19 protein-coding genes are annotated in these 20300 nt (G+C 53.4%); 6 read left to right on the top strand and 13 right to left on the bottom strand.

Annotated elements, in window-relative coordinates; translation table 11 throughout:
- The 4 genes from ACAN56_RS27045 to nagA form a co-directional block, all read left to right on the top strand.
- The coding region (locus tag ACAN56_RS27045) for an FTR1 family iron permease (RefSeq protein ID WP_379146677.1) at nucleotides 1-1431 on the top strand (1431 nt) is incomplete at its 5' end.
- An 808-nt stretch (nucleotides 1432-2239) separates the two neighbouring features.
- Nucleotides 2240-3112, top strand: a complete 873-nt coding sequence (locus ACAN56_RS27040) for a MurR/RpiR family transcriptional regulator (RefSeq protein WP_379146684.1) — start codon at nucleotides 2240-2242, stop codon at nucleotides 3110-3112.
- A 5-nt stretch (nucleotides 3113-3117) separates the two neighbouring features.
- Entirely contained in the window at nucleotides 3118-3846 is a 729-nt protein-coding gene (nagB, locus tag ACAN56_RS27035; protein ID WP_379146675.1) for a glucosamine-6-phosphate deaminase, read from the top strand.
- Complete coding sequence (gene nagA, locus ACAN56_RS27030; RefSeq protein WP_038595981.1) at nucleotides 3834-5036, top strand: N-acetylglucosamine-6-phosphate deacetylase; 1203 nt, start codon at nucleotides 3834-3836, stop codon at nucleotides 5034-5036. The genes nagB and nagA overlap by 13 nt, the downstream gene beginning before the upstream one ends.
- A 141-nt stretch (nucleotides 5037-5177) precedes the next feature.
- On the opposite strand, the gene ACAN56_RS27025 is transcribed toward nagA, so the two are convergent.
- Nucleotides 5178-6110 carry a YhcN/YlaJ family sporulation lipoprotein gene (locus ACAN56_RS27025; RefSeq protein WP_038595983.1) on the bottom strand — a complete coding sequence of 311 codons (933 nt, stop codon included), beginning with the start codon at nucleotides 6108-6110 and terminating at the stop codon, nucleotides 5178-5180.
- Between the two features lie 209 nt (nucleotides 6111-6319).
- Here ACAN56_RS27025 and ACAN56_RS27020 point away from each other — a divergent pair, with 209 nt between their 5' ends.
- A complete protein-coding gene (locus tag ACAN56_RS27020; protein WP_038595984.1) occupies nucleotides 6320-7390 on the top strand; it encodes a glycosyltransferase family 4 protein in 1071 nt (356 codons plus the stop codon).
- A 77-nt stretch (nucleotides 7391-7467) separates the two neighbouring features.
- Here the strand turns inward: ACAN56_RS27020 and ACAN56_RS27015 are convergent, their stop codons facing one another.
- The 11 genes from ACAN56_RS27015 to ACAN56_RS26965 form a co-directional block, all read right to left on the bottom strand.
- A complete protein-coding gene (locus ACAN56_RS27015; RefSeq protein WP_038595987.1) occupies nucleotides 7468-8505 on the bottom strand; it encodes a glycosyltransferase family 4 protein in 1038 nt (345 codons plus the stop codon).
- A complete protein-coding gene (locus tag ACAN56_RS27010) occupies nucleotides 8502-9227 on the bottom strand; it encodes a glycosyltransferase family 2 protein (protein ID WP_379146670.1) in 726 nt (241 codons plus the stop codon). The genes ACAN56_RS27015 and ACAN56_RS27010 overlap by 4 nt, the downstream gene beginning before the upstream one ends.
- Nucleotides 9228-9254: 27 nt before the next feature.
- Nucleotides 9255-9830, bottom strand: a complete 576-nt coding sequence (locus ACAN56_RS27005) for a class I SAM-dependent methyltransferase (protein WP_076110790.1) — start codon at nucleotides 9828-9830, stop codon at nucleotides 9255-9257.
- A gap of 33 nt (nucleotides 9831-9863) precedes the next feature.
- Entirely contained in the window at nucleotides 9864-10580 is a 717-nt protein-coding gene (locus tag ACAN56_RS27000) for a glycosyltransferase family 2 protein (protein ID WP_379146666.1), read from the bottom strand.
- Nucleotides 10580-11545 (bottom strand): NAD-dependent epimerase/dehydratase family protein, encoded by a 966-nt coding sequence (locus ACAN56_RS26995; protein WP_379146664.1) that lies wholly within the window; start codon nucleotides 11543-11545, stop codon nucleotides 10580-10582. The genes ACAN56_RS27000 and ACAN56_RS26995 overlap by 1 nt, the downstream gene beginning before the upstream one ends.
- A complete protein-coding gene (locus ACAN56_RS26990; RefSeq protein ID WP_379146662.1) occupies nucleotides 11542-12381 on the bottom strand; it encodes a dTDP-4-dehydrorhamnose reductase family protein in 840 nt (279 codons plus the stop codon). The genes ACAN56_RS26995 and ACAN56_RS26990 overlap by 4 nt, the downstream gene beginning before the upstream one ends.
- Nucleotides 12378-13364: a polysaccharide biosynthesis protein gene (locus ACAN56_RS26985; protein ID WP_038596001.1), complete on the bottom strand. Its 987-nt coding sequence runs from the start codon at nucleotides 13362-13364 to the stop codon at nucleotides 12378-12380. Before ACAN56_RS26985 ends, ACAN56_RS26990 begins: the two co-directional genes overlap by 4 nt.
- A complete protein-coding gene (gene wecB, locus ACAN56_RS26980; protein ID WP_038596003.1) occupies nucleotides 13354-14448 on the bottom strand; it encodes a non-hydrolyzing UDP-N-acetylglucosamine 2-epimerase in 1095 nt (364 codons plus the stop codon). Before wecB ends, ACAN56_RS26985 begins: the two co-directional genes overlap by 11 nt.
- Before the next feature lie 4 nt (nucleotides 14449-14452).
- Nucleotides 14453-15685 carry a glycosyltransferase family 4 protein gene (locus tag ACAN56_RS26975; RefSeq protein WP_489685707.1) on the bottom strand — a complete coding sequence of 411 codons (1233 nt, stop codon included), beginning with the start codon at nucleotides 15683-15685 and terminating at the stop codon, nucleotides 14453-14455.
- A gap of 817 nt (nucleotides 15686-16502) precedes the next feature.
- A complete protein-coding gene (locus tag ACAN56_RS26970; RefSeq protein WP_081965960.1) occupies nucleotides 16503-17636 on the bottom strand; it encodes a CgeB family protein in 1134 nt (377 codons plus the stop codon).
- Nucleotides 17637-17667: 31 nt separating this feature from the next.
- Nucleotides 17668-18768 (bottom strand): CgeB family protein, encoded by a 1101-nt coding sequence (locus ACAN56_RS26965; protein ID WP_379146656.1) that lies wholly within the window; start codon nucleotides 18766-18768, stop codon nucleotides 17668-17670.
- 212 nt (nucleotides 18769-18980) lie between these two features.
- On the opposite strand from ACAN56_RS26965, the gene ACAN56_RS26960 reads away from it, so the two are divergent.
- Complete coding sequence (locus ACAN56_RS26960; RefSeq protein ID WP_379146655.1) at nucleotides 18981-19745, top strand: AAA family ATPase; 765 nt, start codon at nucleotides 18981-18983, stop codon at nucleotides 19743-19745.
- 321 nt (nucleotides 19746-20066) lie between these two features.
- Here ACAN56_RS26960 and ACAN56_RS26955 read toward each other — a convergent pair whose 3' ends face one another.
- Nucleotides 20067-20240 carry an aspartyl-phosphate phosphatase Spo0E family protein gene (locus tag ACAN56_RS26955; RefSeq protein ID WP_076110797.1) on the bottom strand — a complete coding sequence of 58 codons (174 nt, stop codon included), beginning with the start codon at nucleotides 20238-20240 and terminating at the stop codon, nucleotides 20067-20069.
- Between the last annotated feature and the right edge of the window lie 60 nt (nucleotides 20241-20300).

Here is a 20300-nt window from a genome sequence, read left to right as displayed (position 1 = left end):
ACCGCCGCCTCTGGCACGGGCGGCGGTGACACCAGCGCCGCCGGGCTCGAAGCGGCGGCGAAGCTGTTGCCCGCGGCGGAGCGCACGCGGGCTGCGGCGCGCAGCGCCGACTGGAAGTCGGCGGCGGAAGCCTATCGCGCCGTCGTGAACGGCTGGACGCCGGCGGAGCGCGGCATCCGGGCCGACAATCCCGCCGTCTACGGCTTGCTGGAGACGAAGATGAGCCTGCTGCGCGTTGCGCTGCAGGCCGAGCCGCTCCGCGAAGAAGCGGTAAAAGCGGAGGCCGAAGCTTTGTATACGCTGCTGGCCGACTACAGCGCAGGCAAGACGGTTGACACGGGAGACGTGTCAGCGCAGCCTGCTTCGATCGAGGGGCTGATCAGCTACCTGAAGAAAGCTTCAGCAGCAGCAGAATCCGGAGACAGTGCCGGTGCGGCGGGAATCATGGAACAGTTTATTACAGCCTGGCCTTCAGCCGAAGGACAGGTGCAGATCGCATCGCCCAAGGTGTATGCGAATATCGAGAACGAGAGCGCAGCCGTTACCGGTGATTTGTTGTCCGATCCGCCGAAGCTTAATCAGGCGCTGGCCACCATGGACACGATGCTCGCGGAGCTGACTCCGCTGGCCGGTGACACAGCCTATACGGCCTGGGACGCCGCATTGATTCTGCTCCGCGAGGGCCTTGAAGCGATTCTCGTACTTTCCGCCTTGCTGTCCTATGTGAAAAGAGACGGCGGCCCCAAGACCCAGCGCTGGGTCTGGTCCGGTGCTGCGGCAGGTCTCGCCAGCAGTATAGGCCTGGCTGTTCTGCTAACCTACACCATTTCGCAGGCAGCCTCCGGAAGCGCGCGTGAGCTGATTGAAGGGATTACCGGACTTGTGGCAGTAGTAATGATGCTCACGATCGGCCGCTGGATGCACAGTAAATCGAACGCCGCTGCATGGAATAAATATGTCGGGCGGCAGGTGGACGGTGCGCTGGCTAAAGGCAGCCTATGGTCTTTATTCTTCGTAGCTGCGCTGGCGGTTCTGCGTGAAGGGGCCGAAACGACCATATTCTATGTAGGAATGGCACCATCCATCGCAACCTCAGAGCTGCTGCTAGGGATCGGAGGCGCGCTGGTCGTGCTGATCATTCTGGGGTATGCCATTATTGCCCTAAGCGCCAAGCTGCCGATCGCTGCCTTCTTCCGCGCAGCAACCGTGCTGATCTACTATCTGGTCTTCCGCTTTCTCGGCGAGAGCATCCACTCCTTACAGGTAGCCGGGAAACTGCCGGCACATGTGGAGAATGGGCTGCCGTCGGTCGGTTGGCTGGGGTTGTATCCAACATGGGAGACATTGCTGCCCCAAGTGCTCATTCTGGCGTTTATTCTCTGGGAAATGCTGCGCAGCAGGTCTGCGGGCAAATCAAGGACAGCGGGCTGACACTAAGCAACCGGGACAAATAAAGGAACCATGCTGACGCTTTTTACTGCAGATTGTACAATAGATCTTTTTCAGCATCAAAAAGTAATCTGTGTATTCACTACAGAAGAATATACGGTAACCGTCAAGATAGCCCTTACAACTCTATTCCGATGCACAAAAGTGTCCATTCGGCATTAAATAATGTTTGCTGTTTTGACTACATTGGACTTGCTCAACTGTGCGTATTTTCCAGCGTATCCACAAACTTAATGTGATTACAGCGGGAAATATGCACGTTAATTTTTAACGAATACTGCTTATCAACTGAATTACGTGAATTCTTACCGCTAATATTTACAGATATCCCAGTTAGTTGGATTTGAGAGTTATTAGCGGGCGAATTTCCCATTAAATTCCTCATATGCAGTCTAATGTCTTTTTAGTGCTATCTTTTCCCGCTAACTGAATTTGGAGCTGTAACACTTACCAGATTACACCTCCAATCTGATCTTCTGACCCAAGACCCACACGGCAGTTAGCATTTAGCATTTAGCATTTAGCATTTAGCATTACAAATTTCCGGCCAGTCATCTTCTCAACAAGGAAGCCGACTGGTTTTTTTATGTTTTATTGTGTTTTTTCATAACTTCCCGCACTGCTTCAGACTTAGGAGGCTAATTGTAGGAATCTCCCCCTTGCATCGCTTGGGGATTTGTTTTATTCTAAGTATGAAAATAATTTTCTTATAAACCGATATAATAATAAAAATAATTTCAGTTACTGAACTGATTGCATTCATTCACACAAAGAAAAGAAGGTGGAGCTTATTTCTCCTATCCTGCATGTCCTGGAGCACGAGAAGGAAAAGCTATCCCAAATGGAACGCAAGCTGGCGGAACGTATTCTGGCCTCACCAGCGGAGATCGTCCATATGGGCATCACGGAGCTGGCAGAGCAATGCGGTGTCAGTCCTGCGACAATTACAAGGTTTTGCAAGGTGCTGCATTTCAAAGGCTTCCCCGATTTCAAGGTTAAGCTGGCTTCAGAAATTGCCCATAGTGATGCTTCGCCGCAGGAAGGCGGCTCCTCTTATCAGGATATTGTCGCGGGCAATCCGCTTTCGGTCATTGTCGAAGCAATGCAGGCCAATCACCTGACTTCGATCCGGGACACCACCTCACTACTCGATCTGGAGCGGCTGCAAACAGCCATTGATGCATTGTGCCGGGCACGCCGGATTGATCTCTACGGGATGGCCACCTCCTCTATCGTCGCACAGGATTTCTACCAGAAGCTGATCCGCATCGGAGTGAACTGCACCGCTTTTGCCGACTCACATATGCAGATCACTTCCGCTTCTTCGCTCTCTGCCGGTGATGTAGCGTTTGCGGTCTCCTATTCCGGGGAAACCCCGGAAACAATCGACGCCTTAAGCTGTGCCGGAGCCAGCGGTGCGGCCACGATCTCGCTGACTTCTTACGGCAGCAGCACGCTGGCCACCCTGGCAGATATCCCGCTGTTCTCCTCCTCGCTGGAGCAGGGAATGCGGCGGGGTGATATGGCTTCGCGGATTGCGCAGCTGCATATCATTGACATCCTGTTCACCGGAATGGTCAGCACCCGGTTTGGCGATTTCATTCCCAAGCTGGAGCAATCTTATCTGAATGTCCAACATTACCGTCATAAACGGGGAGGTTAATTCAAATGAACATTTTAAAATTCCGCAATGAAGAAGATTTCGCCCAGACCGGCGCGAACCTGATTGCCAGCCTGCTGCAGAGCATTCCCAAAGCCGTACTGGGACTAGCTACCGGCAGTTCACCGGTCGGCGTCTACGCCAAGCTGGTAGAGATGCACCGCAAGGGAAATGTCAGTTTCGCCAAAGCCTCTTCCTATAATCTGGATGAATATGTGGGCCTGCCTGTGGATCATCCCCAGAGCTACCGCAGCTTCATGAACGAACATCTGTTCAATCATGTCGATATTGATCTTACCCGGACACATGTCCCTAACGGAAATGCGGCGGATCTTGCTGCCGAATGTCTCGCTTATGACAAAATGCTCGAGGATAACGGGCCGGTGGACCTGCAGATTCTGGGCATCGGCAGCAACGGACATATCGGGTTCAATGAGCCGGATGCCAGTCTTAGCAGCGGCACGCATGTCGTCGACCTGCTGGAAGAAACACTGGAAGCCAATGCCCGCTTCTTCGACCGGCTTGAGGATGTGCCCCGCCAGGCGGTAACGATGGGCATCGGCGGCATTCTCAAAGCAAGGCAAATCGTGCTGCTGGTGCGCGGAGAAGAGAAGGCAGAAGCAGTTAAAAACGCGCTGGAAGGTCCGATCACGACACAGTGTCCCGCCTCCCTGCTGCAGAGCCATCCCAATGTGGTCGTTCTGCTGGACGAAGGAGCTGCGAAATGGCTGAAATAAATAGAACACCAGGCGAGCTACTCTACGGAAAAGTGCTGACTCCCTCCGGCCTGATTGAAGAAGGCGTAATCGCAGTATCAGAAGAGGTTATCCAATATGCAGGAGAAGCCGCCTGGCTGCCGGAAGCTTACGCCCACTGGCCCGCAGGCACCCAAGACAAGAGCGGGCTGCTGATCCCCGGATTCGTTGATGTACATGTGCACGGCGGTGCCGGTTACGATTTTATGTACTCGGATCAGGCATCGCTGGATATCATCACCCGGTTTCATGCTTCACATGGAACAACCGCCATGCTGGCCACCACCATGACCGCAGCCAAGGAAGACATCGACCGTGTATTGTCCGAAGTGGCTGACTATCGCAAAGGCGGCATGCCATTCGCCCAATTGGCCGGAGTGCATCTGGAAGGGCCGTTCATCAGCCCAAAATGGTCCGGGGCCCAAAATCCTGAGCATATTGTCCCGGCAAATATCACATGGCTAGAAGCGTGGGAGAAGCAATATCCGGGAATGATCCGCCAGGTTACCCTGGCGCCGGAATGTGAAGGCGCACTGGAAGCGATTCTCTGGTTGCGCAAGCATGGCATCACAGCAGCTCTCGGACATACCAATGCTACTTTCGAAGAGATTATTGCGGCTGCGGACGCCGGCTTAAACCAGGCGGTGCATATGTTCAATGCCATGACTCCGCTGCATCACCGCAAACCGGGCACAGCAGGTGCCGTACTGTTTGACGAGCGGATACGTGCTGAGATTATTGCCGACGGCATTCATGTGCATGCTGCGGCGATTAATGTACTTTCCCGGCTCAAAACCCGGAACAATCTGATGCTCATCACGGATGCCATGTCGGCAACCGGACTCAGCGACGGTGAATATACAATCGGTGACCTGCCGGTAATCGTACGGGAAGGCATTGCCACACTGAAGGATAACCCTGATGCGCTCGCCGGAAGCACGCTAACCATGATTCGCGGTTTCCGCTATCTGGTACAGGAAGTGGGACTCAGTCTTCAAGCAGCCTCCAACGCCGCAAGTCTTACCCCAGCCATATCACTGGGGATGCAGCGTTTCATAGGTTCGCTTGAAGCGGGAAAACGCGCGGATATCCTGCTGCTGGATGATGATCTTGAACTGAACGGTGTATGGATCGGCGGACGCACAATCTCCACCGATTCACCGGTTATCTGAGCAGAAGTACTGCCAGGCATATAAACTGAAATGCAGCCATCCAGACCGGAAGCCGGTAGGATGGCTGCATTTATTGTAACGGCCCGCTGATGGAATAATCCCGTTATTTCTCAGGCATACTAGCTCAGGCCGAGGGCAGGATTAATATCCGCTGCGTGTTGGGAAGATGCGCTCGACCATCGTCCGGAATTCATTGGCAAATCCTTTGAGCGGATGGCCCGCACGTACCTCTTGGGCATAAAAGCCGGCCCGTTCCACAAAGTCCGGATTGGCTGACACGTAGACGTTGTCTATGCTCGGATTATACTTCTTAACCTCAGCAGCAATCTTGTCCTTCATATCCTCGGTAACATCTTCATTGTTAGTCATTTTATTGCTGTTTTTTGGAGCAACGCTGCGGATCCCGATTCCCGTCCCCATGCCATCATCAATATCGCGCTTCATCCGGGTTCCATCGACCCAATTGCTTCCGGACAGAATACCATTGTTGCCGTTGCCAGGGTAAGCTTTGGGATTAGCTGTACCTATCCCTCCAACAGTACCCGTACCGGTCAGGCTTTTCGGTACACCAGCCATCGAACCTCCTGTACCTGTCATGCCCGGATTGCCCGTCACTGTTCCTCTTCCCCGATTGCCCATAATCGGTCCAGTTGCCCTGCCTTCTCCGGGGTTCACTGTCATTCCCGGACCGTTCAGCATGCCGGAAGTGTTATTGCCGAGCCCGCCGCCATAGCTGTAAGGACGTATTTTATCCGTACTTTTCACATGCATTCCGCCATCAGCCCTGTCTAAGGCTACGGCGACATAGGCGCTTTTTCCAGCAATCATTACATTTGCCGTGCGTACCTCCGGCATCGCCGCAATGCGGTCGGCGAGCTCCTGGCTCATCTCCATTTTGTCGAAGGCATTGCCCCGAACAGAATTGGTATTAATGCGGCCATCGTTCATTTTCCGTACACTTTTTGTCTGAACATTAGTTCCATTTGCAGAGTTATTGCCACCGCAACCTGTAATACTGACCATCCCCAGAAGCAGCGCGGCAGAGACTGAAATGCTGATCTTTGATCGCAACATGAACTCATCCTCCATCTCATTAAGTTATGATGTATACAGCGTAACAATCGTTAGCATGGCCTTCACCGGTTCAAGCTATCCTGAAAGGATTTGGTACTCTCTCCCCTGCACCGTCACATGCGGGGAAACATTCGCGTATCTTATAAACAGTAGGCCGTATTCACAAGCGAGCCGTGATTCTCCGCAAAGTAAAGTCAGGAGGGGTGAGCATGAAGGTTTTATTTACGTTTTATGTACCCAGCGGCGGGGTGGAGACACTGAACAAGCTAAGGTGCGAAAGCCTGCAGCGCAGCGGTATTGAATGCCATGTTTTATACCTCATGCCGGGGTCTGCAAGCCAGAATATCACAAACTTTCCCGTATTTATCACTTCCCGGGATGAAGAAATCAAGGAATTACTCGATACTCAGCATTATGACGCCATTATTGTTACATCGGATTATTTGTTAATGGAACGTCTGCGTTGTCTAGGCTATGAAGGCATTCTGATATACGAAGCCCAGGGGCTCGGAAAACGGGCTGATGCGGAGATTTTGATTATAGAGGCCGTACCTTATCTGAGATCCCACTGCAACGCTGTACTTATACCTCCTACCGATCATTTGCTGGAGCTGTTTATTTCTATCTGTCCCTGGCTCCACCGGTATGTAATCCCCAATATCGTGGATGTCCAGTCCTTCCGGCCGATCCCCGGTGAACCTCCCTGCGATCCGGTAATTGCCTGGGTAGGCCGGCTTGAAAACAACAAGAATTGGAGCGAATACTTGAAGATCGCCCATCAGATCCGCCTGCACAAACCCGCTCTGCATCTGTGGATGTTCCATGATCCGGAGCTTGCCTCCGAGGAGCAAAAGCAGCTGTTCCATGAGGAACTGCACGCTTTAGGACTAAATGACCGGCTGAATGTATTTACCAACATGCCCAACCATATTATGCCCGTTTATTATTCCTCCATTGCCGGTTCCGGCGGCTTTCTGCTATCCACCTCCATTACAGAAGGATTCGGGTATGCAGTTGCCGAAGCCATCTGCTGCACTTGTCCTGTACTTAGCACCGATTCGGACGGTGTCCGGTCTTTTATTGTTCATAACCACTCCGGCAAATTTTATCCGCTTGGCAATGTGGAGCAGGCTGTCAGTGAAGGCCTGGAGCTGATGGATAATCCTGCACTCCGCAGCCACATTCGCGAGCAGGGAAGGCTCCATATGATTTCACGCTTCGGCTCCGAGAGTTATGCCCATTCCTTTCGTGAGATGCTCAACTCCTTTTCCATCTTTTAGCGGCCGGCGCCAAAAGAACCTTCAAACCACCGGAAGACCGTGGAAATGAAGGTTCTTTGTGTGTCTTGAACAAATACTCAACCCAGCCTCGATACGATCTCATACATCTCATTCTGAAAGATTTGCACGCTTTTCTCCCAGGTGAAACGCAGTGAATCATTCTCTCCTTTCAGGGCAATGCGCTCGCGCAGTTCTTTGTCCCTGATTAAAGTGATAATATCATCGGCCAGACGGTTTTCATGCCGGTAGGACATCAGACAGTTGTGGCCGTGGACACCGTATTCGAGATTCCCCCCGGAATAAACCGTAACTAATGCAGCGCCGCAGCGCATCGCTTCCAGACCCGGCAATGAACCGGTATCGTACGTGCTGGAGCTGACAAAAATGTCGCTTTCATTATAGTGGTAGCACAGTTCCGTATCGTTTGAAGGCGTGCGTACATGATAACGGTCATCGGCGAGCAGAGTCTGGAGTGCAGCGGATGCGACATATTCTCCCGGCGGTGTTATCAGATATAATTCAATCTCCGGATGATGCGCCTTGACCAGATTGAGCTGCTGCAGCAGATAGTCCTGTTCCCGGTGGCCGGAGAATCCCCCTTCCGGCTTGCGCATAATTGCAGAGACTACCAGCTTGCCTTGCGTGTTCCGCCTGTGTGTATTATAAAAGTCAGGATTCACCCCAATCGGCACGATCCTGCCTTTAATCCCATGATTAATCCGGACAATCTCCTGCTGCCACCGGGACAGCACAAACAAATTGCGGGCAATATTATAGGAAGAGAAGGACTGATTATTATCCGGCAGAAAAGTCGGTTCATAACATAACGCCAGGCGAATATGCAATCCCTTGCCTTGTTCACTGGCCCGCTGCGCCACAGGCACGGTAGTGTAGTAATTCGAAATTATGACATCGCTATAAGGAAAATCGTCCTCTGACAGCTGGCTGAAGCTGGAGTAGAGGACCTTGCACTTCATATCATATTCGACAATGCCGTGATTGGGCATAAGAATGATCACTTCATGGCCGATGATTGCCAGACGGTTGGTAAGTTCTGCGAGCATACGCTGCGCCCCGCCCCTGGACAATGTCAGAATCGGGAATGTCAGTCTCATTTCCCTCTCTCCTTTCTCAGCAGCTGCGAGAGAGATCTATGATGCTTCGCCTGCACCATTTTAATCTCCTTGTTCTGCGCTTCACTGTGAATCACAGAGCCCATCTCCTTGTGTATACGATAATCAAGCAGCGGCTCCTCAATGTAAGACCAGCGGTAATGCGGCAATATACGCAGCCACAGGTCATAATCCTGTGTGTATAAAAAGCGTTCATTAAAAATGCCCACGGTGCGGAAGATATCCATATCGAGCAGAACAGTACTGCCGTTAACCGGACAGCCCGTCATCATGGTCGCGATAAGCTGGCTTCTATCGGGAAAGGGGACCTTTATGACCTCAGAAACACGGTCCCCTTGTTCATTAATATAATAATAGGCGGTATGGTTAAATGACGTTCCTGTGCTGCGCAAAGCCTCCATCTGCCGCCGGATTTTATCGGGATGAAACAGATCGTCAGCGCTTAACCAAGCAAAATAAGACCCGCTGGCCGCCTTGATACCCAGGTTGAGCGCAGATGCGGTGCCACCGTTTGATTTGTGAAAGTACTTAATTCTGTCTCTGTAAGGAGCCAGCTTCTCCGTGTGGAACAACGATCCGTCATCCACTACGATAATTTCGATATCCGGGTAGCTCTGGGCCAGCACGCTTTCCACCGCTAGATCTACGTAGGGGCAATTGTAGAAGGGGATGACCACCGAAACCTTGGACTTATGCTGATTCATGCGCTCACCTCCTTCCCGAAGTATTATTTATACTGTCTTGCAGGCAAGTAAGGCATCCAGCGGTTCATGATCTTCTCCGAACGCTTCCCGGAAGGCCGGATTCTCTGCATGGTGATAGCCTTTAAGCACGGTTACCGAGTAACCCAGCCTCAGGAAATCCTCCGCTTCCCAGCCGCTCCAGTGTTTTTGATAATACTCTCCCTGCAGGTGAAAATGATCTGTCCCTTCCTGCGGAAAAAATCCGCGCGGAGTGAACACCACCACACGATTGGTGGCGATCATCTCCGCTTTTTTGAGAAGCTCCATTCCTTCCTTCATGGAGAAATGTTCCAGCGAATCAATTAGTGTCACCGCCGAGAACGTGCCCGGCAGAAAGAGCTTATCAATATGGCTGGCATCGGCATGCACCGGGATAATATGCGGCGAGGTGTATTTGCGGTGCAGCAGATAAGGCCTGTGAATGTCCAGGCCGACTACCAGAGCAGCTTCATAGCGTTCAAGCAGAGTACCGGTGCCGCTGCCGATATCCAGAATGCTCTCGGAGAACTTGAGATACTCCAGCAAGACCGGCAGGAAATCTTTCACTGCAATTTCCCGGTACATAGGCTTCCCCTCCCTTTAATAAATGACTTAAGCCTAACCGCCCATAGAAGTGATCAAACCGCGGAGCAGTCCGTTATAACGGGCATTGGTCGCGGCTGCTTCAGCCATAATCACATCATAATGCTTAAGGGTTCCCATGCCGCTGTGGCGGCGGTACGCCGTTAAAGACTGGTTCAGCATAATCGGAGGATATCCGTTCAGAATCGCCCGGAACCACAGATCATAATCATGTGTGTAGGGCAGTGCTTCATCAAACAGACCGATAGCGCCGAACAGCTCCCGCTTAAACATTACCGTACAGCCGTTTATCGGATTCCCCTGAAGAAAGCAGCGTAGATAGTCCAGGTGATTCGAGAATACCGCCGCCGCGTTCATTTCGGTCAGTTGTGATTCTCCGTTGATAAAATTAAAGTTCGTGTAAGTGATAAGCAAACGGTTCTGTTCCATGAACAGAACCTGATTGTTGATCTTGTCACGGTAGAACATATCGTCAGAGCTAAGCCAGACGACATAGTCACCTGTAGCATAGTTGATGCCGTGATTCAGCGCGGAAGCGGTGCCTCCATTGCTTTTGCCGAGATAATGAATCTTAGGCAGATAGGGCATAATCCGGTCCATATGAGCTGTGGAGCCGTCATCGACGACGATGATCTCATAAGGCTGCCAGGATTGGGACAAGGCGCTTTGCAGCGCCTGTTCAATATAAGGACAATTATAAAAAGGAATTATCACCGATACTTTTGGAGTCATTACATCCTTCCTTCCCTACTGGCACGATAAAAGTCCACAATATCTGCAAGCGACTGCTCAAGCTGGATTGCCGCACTCCAGCCGAGTGCAGTTACATTGTCTTCAGATGTTTCAGGTTGCGTGACCGAACCGGGCAACACTCCGGAGTCTGCTTCCGCAGGAATCCCAGCTTCCGGACCCCAGTCCATTCCAACCGGTACCGCGGCATGAGCCAGCAGCTTCTCCGCGATCTCCCCCAGCGTTCGCTGCTTCCCGGAATCGATCCGGTAGACCTTTCCTGTCTCTCCCTTGCGCAGGATATAGTCATAGGCCCTTACGGCGTCGCGCACATCCAGAAAGTCCCGTAATTCAATCCGTGAAGAAAGCCTGAAAGGCGGAATCTCTTCGTCCGTACCCGTGGCGGCTTCACTCCGCACAATATGCTGAGCAAGCAGGGAGCAGAAGCCGGTGGAGGGGCCGGGGCCGATCAGGTTGCAAGGCTCCGCCAGCAGCACGGGCTGCTTGAACAGAGTTCCCCAGGCGAGCGATACCAGTTCCTCCAGTGTTTTGCTGAGGCTGTAGGGATGCGGCGGACCCACAGCGGTTCCGGGTCTGTACTTGAGCCGGGAGCCGGCCACCAGAATACGGCTGGCCGGCTGGGCACGCAGCGCCTCAAGCAGATACAGGGTTGCCATAACATTCGTTTCCATATAAAGCAGGGGATCCCGCCACGACTCCGGTACCGAATTTCTGCCTGCCAGATGCAGCACGTCGTCTGGCCGGACCTGCCCGATCATGGCATGGACCGCCTTGCGGTCGCTTAAATCGCAAACATATTGCTGAACCCCCTCCGGAAAAACAGCGGACTCCGCTGCCGGATGGCGCACTACAGCGGTCACTTCCGCTCCGCCAGCCCTGAAATAGGCAACGGCGTGCCGGCCGGTAAAACCGGCGGCTCCGGTAATCAGCAGCTTCCGCCCCTTCATGTGGACATCTCTGAGCGTTGCATCCAATCAGCCAGCTCTGCCAGCATTTCCGGATAGGAAGGCAACTGGATCTGGACATCAGCTCTTGTGTTTACCAGTGTACGGTCCTGAATATGCACATCTTCGGGAATGATCTCAACATCTTCCTTATGAAATGCATACTGCAGATGCCGGAGCAGTTCATATTTACTGACCGGTTGGGGATGGGCCAGATGAATCAGGCCGGATACCTCTGATTCCAGCAAGCCATCCACCGCCTTGGCCAGCTCGAGTGTCGTCACGCCATTCCACATGACCCGTTCATAGCCGGAGACCGGCCCTTTCTGGGATAGAAACCACTCCATCAGGCCAATGCCGCCGGAGCGGATTTCCGGTCCGATAATGGAGGTGCGGATCGTTAAATGGCCGGGCGCACGGATCTCTCCGAGACTCTTGGTAATCGCATATACAGAAGTGCCGTCAGGCGTATCATCCTCCGTGTAACGGCCGCGTGTTCCTTCGAACACGCAGTCGGTACTGATGTGGATCAGCCGGGCATGAACGGCATCCGCCGCGCGGCGCAGCCGGTGGGGAAGAAATCCGTTCACATGGTAGGCACCGATCCGGTCACGCTCGGCAAATTGATTCAGTACTCCCAGCGCATTGATAACGCAGTGGGGGGAGACGATTTCGACCAGTTTCTCCACGCCGGCGATATCGTCGGCATCTACATACAGCCCGCCAAGATCACTCTTATCCCGGGTTGTATGGAAGACGTGATGTTTGCCCTGGCGGCGAAAATACGCCGCCAGCATATGACCCGCCATACCGTTTCCGCCGAGGATAAGCAGCTTCATTGGAGGAAACCTCCCCGGATCAGGATATTCTTGATCTCCTCCTGGTCCATCAGGTTGTTCTCCGAGCTAAAGCTGTTGAAGGAAACATGCGGATAGCTGCTGTAGTGGGCTTTCAGCTCCGGCATATCCAGCGTAGGGAGAATAACAAGATACTGCTCATCGTAAACGACGGTGGTCAAGCTCTCGAAGTCGCTCATCAGGATTTCATGGATTTTCTCACCGGGGCGGATACCTGTTTCAACAATGCTTACATCACGTCTTCCCGAGTCTTCGATCAGCACCTCAGCCAGATCGACAATCCGGCAGGTCGGCATCGTCATGACGAAGATTTCTCCGCCGATGCTGACCTCGGACGCTTTGAACAGCAGGGTGATTGCATCGCGCAGGGTAAAGAAGAAGCGGGTCATTTTCATATCTGTAATGCGCACCTGACCCTTATCCTTAATCTGCTTCATGAACAGATGGACCACGCTGCCGTTCGTTCCCAGCACATTGCCGCCGCGTACGGTCACAAAGCGTGTGCTTGTGCCTAGCAGGTTCGCATACACAAACAGCTTTTCGCCGATCGCTTTGGTCATGCCATAGAAGTTAGACGGATTAGCCGCTTTATCGGTGGAGATATAAATCGCTTTTTCTACATTATTGGCAATAGCTGCTTCAATGACGTTCTGGGTGCCGACGACATTCGTCTTGAGCGCTTCATACGGCTGATCTTCGCACACCGGAACATGCTTCAGCGCCGCAAGATGGAACACATAATCCACGCCGCGGCATGCGGCCACAAGAGCATCTTTGTCACGGATATCGCCGATGATGAAGGTGAGGCGGCTATCCTCATATTCGCGGCTCATCGACACCTGGGCTGACTCGCTGCGGGAGAAAATTACGATCTCCTTAGGATTTTGCGGCAGAAGCTGCCGGATGAGTTCATGCCCCCAGGAACCGGTTCCGCCTGTGACCATAATCCGTTTATTATTGAACATGCAGGTTCCCTCCAAGCAAAAATTTAACTACCTTTGCCGAGACATCCGGTGTCATGTAGCCTTCCGGTGCCTCCCATTCCGGACTCAGCGACGTCATCAACCGGGTACAGCGCAGAATGCTGTTCTGCTCTACTCCCGACACTACATTACTGCCGCAATCTACCGTCTCCGGACGTTCTGTCGTCCTGCGGATCGTTACGGTCGGCACTCCCATCAGGCAGCACTCCTCTTGGACGGTTCCACTGTCGGTAATTGCACAGAGGGCATAACGCTCCAAATGGACAAAATCGAAAAATCCGAAAGGATCATGGAATTCCACAAGAGGGTTCATCTTTAGCGGGAATTGCTCCGTCAGCTTGGAGCGTGTGCGGGGATGGATACTGCAGATCAGGCGGATTCCAAAATGTTCAGCCACAAGGCACAGGCCGGACATAATTTGCAGCAGTGATTCGGGATCATCGACATTCTCGGCGCGATGGGCAGTGACTAGAAAATAATGGCCTGCCGTAAGATTCAGCCGGGCCAGAATATCGCTGGCTCTAATTTGCTCTTCATAATGTGTAATGACCTCGTGGATCGGATTGCCGGTTAATACGATACGCTGGCTGGGGAAACCTTCACTCAGCAGATGCCGTTTGCTCTGCTGCGTATATGGCATATTAATGGTCGAAACAGCATCTATGACACGGCGGTTTTTCTCCTCCGGCACTTTCAAATCGTAACAGCGGTTCCCCGCCTCCATATGCACGACCGGGATACCCATGCGCTCCGCGAGAATTGCACACAGCGCACTGTTGGTATCTCCGAGCAGCAGCACCCGGTCCGGCTGTTCTTTGAGCAGAATGCTTTCCAGGCTTCCGAACATGGCGGCAAGCTGCCCGCCAAGCCCGGCTTGCTTATCCTGCAGCACATAATCCGGTGCCCGCAGCCCCAGCTCTTCAAAGAATATCCCGCTGAGACTGGCGGTGAAGTTCTGTCCCGTATGCACCAGCACATGCCGCTCCGCATGCTCATCGAGCAGCGGAATGATGACGCTGAGGCGGATGATTTCGGGCCGTGTGCCCAAAATCGTCATGATCTTCATGGGTTCACTCCCCTACCTTGTTTGAGTATAACTTGCTGTATTTCACACACTGCGGGGAGGTGCACCCGCAGTGTTCACGCCGCTTTGCGGCGGCTCTTCCCACGCCGGCGTGCGCGGCTGCCTGTGCGGCGGGATTTGCCGCCGCTGCCCTTCCGGCGTGCCGGCCGCGCCGTGCGCCGCTTGCGGCCCGGGCGCCCGCTGCGGCGCGCCCGGGCTTTGGCGCGGCGCANCTCTTCCCACGCCGGCGTGCGCGGCTGCCTGTGCGGCGGGATTTGCCGCCGCTGCCCTTCCGGCGTGCCGGCCGCGCCGTGCGCCGCTTGCGGCCCGGGCGCCCGCTGCGGCGCGCCCGGGCTTTGGCGCGGCGCAGCTTGCCGCGCCGGAGCCTCGCTCTGCGCAGCCGTGTTGCGCGGCGCGAGTGGCCCTTGCCCGGCGGCGACTGCTCCGGCGGCGACTGCTCCGGCGGCGGTGGCGGGGGTGGCGGTGGTGGCGGTGGTTCCGCCGCCGCCACGGGTTCGCTGCTGCCCGGCGCTTCGCTTACGGGCAGTTGCACAGGCGCACCGCCGGAGAGCGGCTCGGCGGGCTCACTGCAGATTGGCAGCTCTACCACCGCTGCCGTGCAGTAACGGAGCTGCCAGCGCTCCGCCAGCCCCAGCAACCGTGCCCTGTAGGCCGCCGGGCCGTATACGGCATCAACGCGTTCCCGCGACTGGCTGCCGATGGCTGCCGCTAGTCCCGGCTCCGCCAGCAGCACCTTTACCCGGTCAGCCAACGCCTCGATATCCTCCACCGGAGCGAGTTGGTTGCCGCAGCCGGCCATGTGCAGAATCTCCTGCAGCCCGCCGGAATCATAGGCGACCACCGGTTTGCCGAAGGCCATTCCCTCCAGGGCGGTCATGCCGAAACCCTCACGGATCAGGCTGGGAACAACCAGCAGATCCATTGCGCAATAGGCCGAAGGCAGACATTCTTCATATCCCGCGAACTTGAACCGGGAGGTCAGTCCCTCCAGCTTCACCTTGCGCACACAGCGGTCATAGTAGTTTTTGTCTCCGGGAGTACCAATGACGAGATACTTCGCCTTCGGATACTGCTCACTGACAAGGACGGCCATTTTGACGAAATGCTCCAGCCCTTTCTCCTTGTTGATGAAGGAGGAAATATATCCGATCAGCGGTTCATCCGGAGACACCTTGAGCTCACTCCGCCGTTCCCCCCGGAGCTTGCTCCAGGCTTCCATCATCAAATCTTTATCATTCCAGGACGGCGGGAGCTGAGTTACCTTGCCTTCGCGGATATCCGCCGGGAAACAGGCCGCAGCCGTATGCGAAATTGCCAGAATTTCATCGCTGTTCCTGTGGATCAGGTCTACACTGATCGGGGTGAACTCATTGTCCGTAATCGTCTCGGAAATCTTCCAGACCACCGGGATGCCAAGCGACTTCGCCGCCATTGCCGGCAAAGCATGCACACAAGTGCTGGAGATAATAAATGCCGGACGCAGACCAGCCAGCCAGTCTGTCATTTCTTGATATTCCCGGCTTTCCTGAAATTTGCGGATATCCGCTTCCAGTCCGGCATAAGGAGTGTACATTCCGTAGACGAGAGGAATCGACAGCAGCTCTACATTCAGGCCGAAGCTGCGGGCCTGGCGCGTCAGCTTGCCGTCCTGGGGCGCTACGAGAATACAGTTAAAGTATGGAGACAGCTCCCGGCCGAAGAACAGCAGCAGCTTCTCCGCACCCGTAATACTGCGCGTATTGGAAACATGGGAAAAGAGGACGATTGTAGCTTTGTCGGCCATGGTGTTTCGGCGCTCCTTGGCAAGAGGCCTCGAGCGACCATTCACCTCCCTAAAAGTTTTACGAAGCATTAGCTACGGGACAGTTCTTCATGTAAAACTCGCTTCGAAAGCACTGAGTCACTTGGAGAAGCGCACTTTGCAGGCAAACGCCAAGGTCAGGTTACTTCACCAGTATATTGAGGGGGCACAGATGCCGGCACGACACCTGTCCCCTGATATACGCACATTTCCTGGTATTTTGTCCCCTTATCGGTTAGCCATAGATTACGTTCAACAGCTGATTCAGGCGTTTCGTGTAGGTGTGATCCTTCAGGGTCCGTTCAAAAGCGCGCAAGGCCATTTCCCGGCGCTCTTCTTCATGGGTCAGGTAATAGTGGACTTTTTCCATCAATTCCAGCGGGCTGGAGAAGGTGTCGATTTCTTCTCCGATCTTATAGAAGGAGCCCATATCATCTCTGGCATCACTCAGCTGCAGAGTGCCGCTGGCCGCGATCTCGAAGGTGCGCGGGTTAGGCGAAGCCGCGGGAATAACCAGCGCATTGTTGTTGGCATCCTCGTCCACATGGGAACGGTGAAGGTTAATGACAATTTTAGAGCCGCTGTACGTGGTGGCTGTCTCCTGCGGCGACATCCACTTTCCGACTTCAATGCGCTCTCCATAGAGCGGAGCTTCAGGCAGACGATCCCACCAGATGCCGTTGATCACAGTGTTATAGCTCATCAGCTCCGGCATAATATTGCGGAAGAACTCAATCCGGTTCCAGTAAGCGGAGCCGATGAAGCTGATATCCCGGCATACCTGAGAACGCCCTGTCGTCGGACGATAGTGCTCCCTGTGGGCGGCAAAGGGCAGGTAATGTACTTCTGTGCAGCCGAGGCCACGGTAGATTTCCACGCAATTGCGCTCCAGGGTGAACACGTAGTCGTAATGCGTCACAATTTTCATGGTGAAATCGGTATAATACGGATCATCGGTCAGCCAGATCGCCGTCTTGATGCCTCTGCTCCGCAGGACGGAGAGTTGCTCCAGCGGCAAATCAAGGCCGTCCAGCACCAGCATCAGATCGGGGCACTGCGCCGTGGCGAGCTCAATAAGATCCTGGCGCACATCGGTAACCGTGACCTTTACGGTTAATTTCTGCAAGGCGTAAAGAACCGCATCGTCCAGCGGCGAATACGGATAGCCTTTACCCGAGGCTACGTACATGACATGAATATTGCGGACCGGAAGCAGCTGTTCCGGACGGCCGTCCAGAATGGCGAGTCTTCCCCGCAGATAGCCCTCGTCATATCCTACCTTGAAGCCGGTCAACCGTCCGCGCAGCTTTTCTTCCTCCGCAGGCGTCCGCGGCATAGGCGGTGCGGGCATAATAAATTCAGTCTTCATGAGTATTCGCTCCTTCATCCCATTTTGGAATTCACACTTGTGCTGTAAGAACATTCAATAATTGAGGCAAACGCGCCATAAACGTATGGTTGCGCAATGTCGTTTGCAGCCCCCGCAATGCAATCAGGCGGCGCTCCTTCTCATGAACCAAATAGTATTCGATTTTGCGCTGCAGCTCTTCAGCAGAGCCAAAGGTCTCCATGTCAAACCCCGGCCGGTAGAAGCGGTCCAGATCTTCACGGATATCGGTCAGCTGCATTGTTCCGCAAGCACTGATTTCATAGGTCCTAGGATTGATGGAACGGGACGGCAATTGAAAGGAATTCCGGTTATCCTGTCCCCCCTCCCATGGACGGTGAATGTTGATGACCAGCTTTGACCCGCTGTAGTAATTCGCTGTCTCCTCAGGCGGAATAAATCCGTCCTTAATGAAAGGCGAGAGCTCCTCAAACTGGGTCAGACGCTCCCAGAACCCGCCGGCGATCAGCACCTTTTTGTCCTTCAGAAAAGGAGCCAGCCCATCAAACAGCTCCGTCCGGTTGCGGAAGGCGTTGCCGATAAACACCACATCATATTGATATTGCGGATCGGTGCGGCGCGGATAGAACATTTGCGGATTCACACAGAGCGGAAGATAATGGACAGAAGCCACCCCAAGTGAGCGGTAGAATTCCACACAGCCCAGCTCATGCGTAAACACATGGTCGTAATGCTGGCTGATAACAGAAGTGTCTTTGGTAAAATAAGGATCATCTACAAACCAGATTGCCGTAGAAATACCCAGTTTTTTGATTTCGGTAATTTGCTCCAAATGGTTCTCGGGAAACACATGCAGCCCGTTCATGACAAGTACCGCTCCCGGCATTTCGCGTGCCGCAACTTCCAGCATGGTTTCCGGATCGCTTAAGACCAATTCACTGACCAGCTGTCCAAGCGCCTCCGTTACACCTGCGTCTATGGCTTGAAATCCCTGGGGTACGTACATCAGCTTAAGCGGGCGGCACTCCTGCTCTGCCTCCGGAGAATTCAGGCGTTTCACGGCTTCACACAAGCCAAGACGGTATCCCTCCTGATATCCGTCCCTATATTCCTGCGGACGCTCTGTTCTCTTTTTAACTTTCACGGCTTTCACCCTGCCCCGTCATATTCTCAAGACAATATAACTATATGCGGAGTCAGCGTTCGCCTCATGGACACCTGTCTGTATTACGGCGAAATTGGCTGATGCCCCCTGTCATCCACCCGGATTGCCCGAACCTTTGCAGAATTTATCCACTCAGGCTACACTGAAGACAAGCCAATTGAGCGTGCAAGATATCATTCGTAAGTAGGGAGAGTGGGAGAATGAATACTATGAATAATGCCATGCTCTACGTCCGCCATGCGGAGCTGCTTCGCGATAAGGTTCCTTCCTTCCGGACTTATCCGTTTCATTTGCCGGCGGTGCGCGACCTCCATCGTCTGGAGTTTCAGAAGCAGGTTACTTTTCTGGTAGGGGAGAACGGAACGGGAAAATCAACCTTACTGGAGGGAATTGCGGCGGCATGGGGCTTTAATCCGGAAGGCGGGACACTCAACTTCTCATTTAACACCCGGTCTTCACATTCACATCTGTATGAATTCTTTCGTATTGCCAAAGGGGTACGGCGTCCAAAGGACGGCTTCTTCCTGCGTGCGGAGAGTTATTACAATGTGGCGACTTATATTGACGAATTGGATGAAGAGCCTAAGGCAGGCAACTTCATCAAGGATTCCTACGGGGGCAAGTCATTGCATGAGCAGTCGCATGGCGAATCCTTTTTTTCCACCTTTGTTCACCGTTTTGGCGGCCAAGGCCTCTACATTCTCGACGAGCCGGAGGCTGCCCTGTCCCCGCTACGGCAGATGTCGCTGCTGGTGCGGATGCATGAGCTGGTGCAGCAGCATTCGCAGTTCATTATCGCCACACATTCACCTATCCTGATGTCTTATCCGGGCGCAGATATCTATCTCCTGGGAGAGGAAGGCATCCGGCAGGCTGCATTGGAGGATACGGAACATTACACTGTAACCAAGGCGTTCCTGAACGACCGTCAAGGCATGCTGCGCGAGCTGCTGGGCGACGGCTAACTGGCGTTATCTGGCTTATCACAGTGCCAAGAGTATCCCCAAGCAGACTAAGCGGAACAAAATTACACAATAGTGAATACGCTTGCTATTTAAAGCTTGGACCTATCGTGACACATATTGTGGTACACGCCCTCTCATTTTGCCAAGTGACACCGCTTGCGTGATTTCAAGTGCACATCTACCTCTCATTTCCCCATCTAGCCCTCATACGGCGAAATCAAATGCACCTTTACCTCTCATAATTTCCTGTACATAAAAAAAAGACACCCTAACGGCTGCCGTTAAAGTGTCTTCATCTATAAAATTGCTTCCTATTATACTCTAGTAGAGCTGATCATCCTTGTCCGTGAGGCAATCGGTATACTCGTTCAGAAGAGCATCCAGCTTTACGGATTGGCGAAGCACTCTTAAATCATTCATTCCATACTCAATGGCCATTCTATTCAATTCCTGTCTTGCCTGTTCAATTCTATCCTTGTGTTCATCATTTCCCATAGCGGCCCCCTTATTGGATGAGGCTGTTTCAAGCCGATTTCTTGTTATTTACTAAAGTTC

Source organism: Paenibacillus paludis (assembly GCF_042610515.1).
GTDB lineage: Bacteria > Bacillota > Bacilli > Paenibacillales > Paenibacillaceae > Paenibacillus_AQ.
Note: the sequence above shows the minus strand (reverse complement) of the source record. Positions and strands in the feature narration are given on the sequence as shown.

Coding starts and splice junctions, on each gene's coding strand:
- ACAN56_RS27005 (WP_076110790.1), bottom strand. CDS start 9,830: ATGTACCGGGAAATTGCAGTGAAAGATTTCCTGCCGGTCTTGCTGGAG.
- ACAN56_RS27015 (WP_038595987.1), bottom strand. CDS start 8,505: ATGAGACTGACATTCCCGATTCTGACATTGTCCAGGGGCGGGGCGCAG.
- ACAN56_RS26960 (WP_379146655.1), top strand. CDS start 18,981: ATGAATACTATGAATAATGCCATGCTCTACGTCCGCCATGCGGAGCTG.
- ACAN56_RS27010 (WP_379146670.1), bottom strand. CDS start 9,227: ATGAATCAGCATAAGTCCAAGGTTTCGGTGGTCATCCCCTTCTACAAT.
- nagB (WP_379146675.1), top strand. CDS start 3,118: ATGAACATTTTAAAATTCCGCAATGAAGAAGATTTCGCCCAGACCGGC.
- ACAN56_RS26995 (WP_379146664.1), bottom strand. CDS start 11,545: ATGAAGGGGCGGAAGCTGCTGATTACCGGAGCCGCCGGTTTTACCGGC.
- ACAN56_RS27020 (WP_038595984.1), top strand. CDS start 6,320: ATGAAGGTTTTATTTACGTTTTATGTACCCAGCGGCGGGGTGGAGACA.
- ACAN56_RS26970 (WP_081965960.1), bottom strand. CDS start 17,636: ATGAAGACTGAATTTATTATGCCCGCACCGCCTATGCCGCGGACGCCT.
- wecB (WP_038596003.1), bottom strand. CDS start 14,448: ATGAAGATCATGACGATTTTGGGCACACGGCCCGAAATCATCCGCCTC.
- ACAN56_RS26955 (WP_076110797.1), bottom strand. CDS start 20,240: ATGGGAAATGATGAACACAAGGATAGAATTGAACAGGCAAGACAGGAA.
- nagA (WP_038595981.1), top strand. CDS start 3,834: ATGGCTGAAATAAATAGAACACCAGGCGAGCTACTCTACGGAAAAGTG.
- ACAN56_RS26985 (WP_038596001.1), bottom strand. CDS start 13,364: ATGTTCAATAATAAACGGATTATGGTCACAGGCGGAACCGGTTCCTGG.
- ACAN56_RS27025 (WP_038595983.1), bottom strand. CDS start 6,110: ATGTTGCGATCAAAGATCAGCATTTCAGTCTCTGCCGCGCTGCTTCTG.
- ACAN56_RS27000 (WP_379146666.1), bottom strand. CDS start 10,580: ATGACTCCAAAAGTATCGGTGATAATTCCTTTTTATAATTGTCCTTAT.
- ACAN56_RS26990 (WP_379146662.1), bottom strand. CDS start 12,381: ATGAAGCTGCTTATCCTCGGCGGAAACGGTATGGCGGGTCATATGCTG.